General features: G+C 32.1%; 3 protein-coding genes and 1 pseudogene. 2 read left to right on the top strand and 2 right to left on the bottom strand.

The features are described 5' to 3' along the window. Window positions 1–630 (top strand): 4Fe-4S binding protein (locus Q4Q55_RS09975; protein WP_303372655.1); only part of this gene is annotated, 630 nt, incomplete at its 5' end. A 45-nt stretch (window positions 631–675) separates the two neighbouring features. Here Q4Q55_RS09975 and Q4Q55_RS09970 read toward each other — a convergent pair. Then, complete coding sequence (locus Q4Q55_RS09970; RefSeq protein WP_303372654.1) at window positions 676–1,932, bottom strand: dihydroorotase family protein; 1,257 nt, start codon at window positions 1,930–1,932, stop codon at window positions 676–678. Between the two features lie 87 nt (window positions 1,933–2,019). Here Q4Q55_RS09970 and Q4Q55_RS09965 point away from each other — a divergent pair, with 87 nt between their 5' ends. Next, complete coding sequence (locus tag Q4Q55_RS09965; RefSeq protein WP_303372653.1) at window positions 2,020–3,102, top strand: nucleotidyltransferase family protein; 1,083 nt, start codon at window positions 2,020–2,022, stop codon at window positions 3,100–3,102. Here the strand turns inward: Q4Q55_RS09965 and Q4Q55_RS09960 are convergent. Beyond that, window positions 3,099–3,703 (bottom strand): annotated as a pseudogene (locus Q4Q55_RS09960) (ATPase); the annotation flags it as partial. The gene Q4Q55_RS09965 and the pseudogene Q4Q55_RS09960 overlap by 4 nt on opposite strands.

Below are 3,703 nucleotides of genomic sequence, written 5' to 3'. Positions count from 1 at the left end.
GAAATCAAATCTTTCACTTTCGATTCCGCTAAATGTATCGGATGTAACACCTGTGTAGAAGCATGTCCTGGAGACTTTATTGCAGCTAACAGTTCTAGTTTAACTGTTGCAATTCCTAGTGTATGTGCTGCATGTGGTTTATGTGTAAAACTTTGTCCTGTTGATGCATTAGAAATTGATGTAGAATGGGGTGAAGGTGCACCTGTAGATGCAGAAGGTATTGGAAGAGATGCAGAAAAATGTGATTTCATTGGAGCATGTGCTAACAAATGTCCTACTGAAGCTATTCGTGTAGTTACCAAAACTGGTATGTCCTGCCCTGCTTTAGTAGAAACTGATGCTGAACCATCTTTCACTAGTTGTATTAGATGTGGAGCTTGTGCTTCAGTATGTTCTAACGATGCATTGAAAGTAGAACAATATGAAGTAACTATTGATGGCGAACCTGTTGCTAGAGACAGAATTGCATTCAACCCATCTAAATGTGACCAATGTGGTGACTGTATCGAAGCATGTCCTTACGACATGATTCACAAAACAGAAAATCCTAAATTACCAATTGCAGGATTCTGTACTTTATGTGGTCAATGTCTTGAAGCATGTCCAGAAGACGCATTATGTTATAAATAGGTGTGATAACACACCTTTTTTATTTTCTTTTTTTTTAAAAATTAGTTATATTTTGTCTATTACTGTTTTTCCGTTGACAATTGTCATTACTGGCATTCCAATGTATTTTTTCCCGTCAAATGGTGAATATTCAGCTTTTGTTTTAAATTCATCAATGTTGAAAATGCCTTCTCTTTTCAAATCAATTACCGTAAAATCAGCATCTTTTCCAATCGCTATTTCACCTTTGTTTTTTAAGCCATAGATTTTTGAAGCATTATATGAAAATATTTTTTGTATCAATTTCAAATCTAAATTTCCTTTGTTAACTTCTGTTAAAAGTAGAGGAACTACTGTTTCTAAATTAGGAATCCCTGGTGATGAATTCCATACTCCTTTCTGTTTGTCTTCCATAGTGTGGGGGGCATGATCGGTTCCGATTATGGAGTTGGAATCTAAATCACTAATTTTCACGCTATCTTGTTCCTCTCTAAGCGGAGGATTGGTTTTTATGAATGTGTCATATATGTTATATGCTGAATTGTTTAATAGCAAATGATGTGGTGTAAATTCCCAGCTTACAGCTTGGGTTTTACTTGCATTTTTTGCAATATCTAATGATTTTCTTGAGCTTAAGTGACAGATATGTAAGGATAAATTATTTGTTTTTGCAAGTTCAATAGCTTGTTTCACTGATTCATCTTCAGATGCTGCAGGTCTAGCATAACTATAATCAATCGCTTTATTTTCATCTTTTTGTTTTAATTTATTTGTTTCTCTTTCAACAATCGATTTTTTTTCACAATGAGTTGCCACTAGTCCATTATACTCTGTTTTTTCTTTCAGTAAGGATAGATTTTGGAAAGTATTCTCTAAACTTTCATCACTTTCCAAGTCCATGAAAATTTTAAATGCGATTGGATTTAGTTTCATCATTTTTTCCATTTCTTCAAGGGTATTGGTTCCAGCCAGAAGTTCGAAATTGACAACTGATTTTGATTCGGCTATCTTAATTTTTTCTTTAAGTGCTTTGAATGTGTTAGTTTTTGGTAGTGTATTGGGCATGTCAAATACAGTTGTAAATCCTCCATTTGCAGCACTCAGACTTCCGGTTTTAAAATCTTCTTTTTGAGTTAATCCGGGATCTCTAAAATGAATGTGGGGGTCAATAAAACCTGGAAAAATATAATTATTTTTAATGTCAATTGTTTCGTTTGCTTTGAGTGGTGTTTTTGAAATATCTGTAATTTTTCCTTCATCGATTTTTATGTAGTATTCTCCAGTTTTATCAACTAACTTACAATTTTTTATAACTAAACCCATATTTTAACTCCCATCATTTCAGTTAATACTTATTATGATTTTCATGAAACATAAATTTTTTTTAATTTGAAGATTATATTTTATAATATGTCTCAGGTTCAGGATATTCTAAAAAGAGATATGGAATTATTTTTCAAGGATTTGGAATGTGATTATAAAATTTCAAAGGATTCATCTGATATTAATTTGGTCGCAGATTTCACAGAATATAATCCGTTACATAACGGTCATTTTCATTGCATGAAAACTGCAAAACATCATTTTCCTAACTCGTTATTTGTAGCTGTTGTACCTGGTTTATTTGAGAGAAGTGGTAGGGGCATTCCATATATATTGCCAAGAGAACTTAGGGCAAAAATTGCAATTTCGGTGGGGGCTGATATTGTCGTTGAAGGGCCTCCTATGGGAATTATGGGATCAGGTCAATATTCATTATGTCTGTGTAAAATGTTTAAGGCATTAAATACTTCTCACATTCCTAGAGGATATAAAAAAGTAGCCGGTTTTGATGAAATCTTAAAAAGAATAAATATGGGGCACCATATAGCTCCAAAACCTTATAAAATTGTTGATAAGACAACTGGTGAAATTCTTTTAAAAGATAAACTTGAAGAAGATAATTATGTTATAACTTCATTTGCAAATTCTCTATCTAAAATTGGATTTGATTTTAAGGATAAGTTTCTATTTGTTGAACGAATTGAAGGAGTGAGCGGAACTTTAATAAGACAGAGCATCATGGAAGATAATTTTACCAATGTTTTGAATATGATGCCTTCAGAAACTGTCGAAGTTTTAAAACAGGCAATCAAAGATGATTCAATTATTTATGGGATCCGTGATGTTGATTCCATTTTAAACACTGCCAATAATTTTACTTTTGAGCAGTTGGCTGGATTGAATTTATTCAATGAGAAGTTAGCAAAAAACATTGTAGATAACAGATCTTTCGATAATTTGAATGACCTGAAAGAGTCAATACTTTTTGGATTTTCAACACATTACAAAGAACGTATCTTAAGCATTTTAGAAAATCCAATTAAAAAAAGTGTTGTTTCCGAATATATTGATGGATATCCATCAAATATCCGGATTTTAGGATATAAAAATGAAGAGTGTTTAAAGAAATTTAAGCATAAGGTAAATAATGAAAATATTTCATTATTTTAACCACGGCTACTTACGATGTTATTAATAACATTTTGTGGATTTGTAAGTCCAAATACCGCATCCATAAATGTCGGATAACTTGTGCTAAGTACGAATAAGTAAATCAAGTAATAAATAACAACTAAAATAACAATAACTAAGATAATTGTTAATAGTATGTCGATAACTCCCATTGGTTCTTTTTCATCTTGATAATTTAAATTATGGATGTTTTTATCTTTTGATTTTCTTCCTTTTTTAGGCTCAGTACCTTGCTCTGCCATTATTTCAGCTCTAATCCTGGCTTCCATTTCTTCAGGTGTTTCAGGTTTTTTAGATTTTGCTCTTTTTTGGTCTTTAGCAGGAGCTTTTTGAGGTTTGTATTTTCTTTTGGTTAAAGATCCGTATTGTTCTTCATCTTTTGCAAGTTGTTCATCTAAAGGAACTTCAGTTTCATCAAAATATAAGTCATCTAAGTATTTTTCATATTTGTCTTCTAAATCCATTCTGGCACTGGTTGGTTGTGGTTCATAAGAATGATCTGGGTAAATAAAATCATCATCATTTGCAACTTTGTTAACAGCTGGTTCTTCTGCATAGTATCCCACTTCTTCTTGTTGGA

The sequence above is a fragment of the Methanobrevibacter sp. genome, from assembly GCF_030539555.1.
GTDB lineage: Archaea > Methanobacteriota > Methanobacteria > Methanobacteriales > Methanobacteriaceae > Methanocatella.
This window is presented reverse-complemented; position numbering and strand designations above follow the sequence as displayed.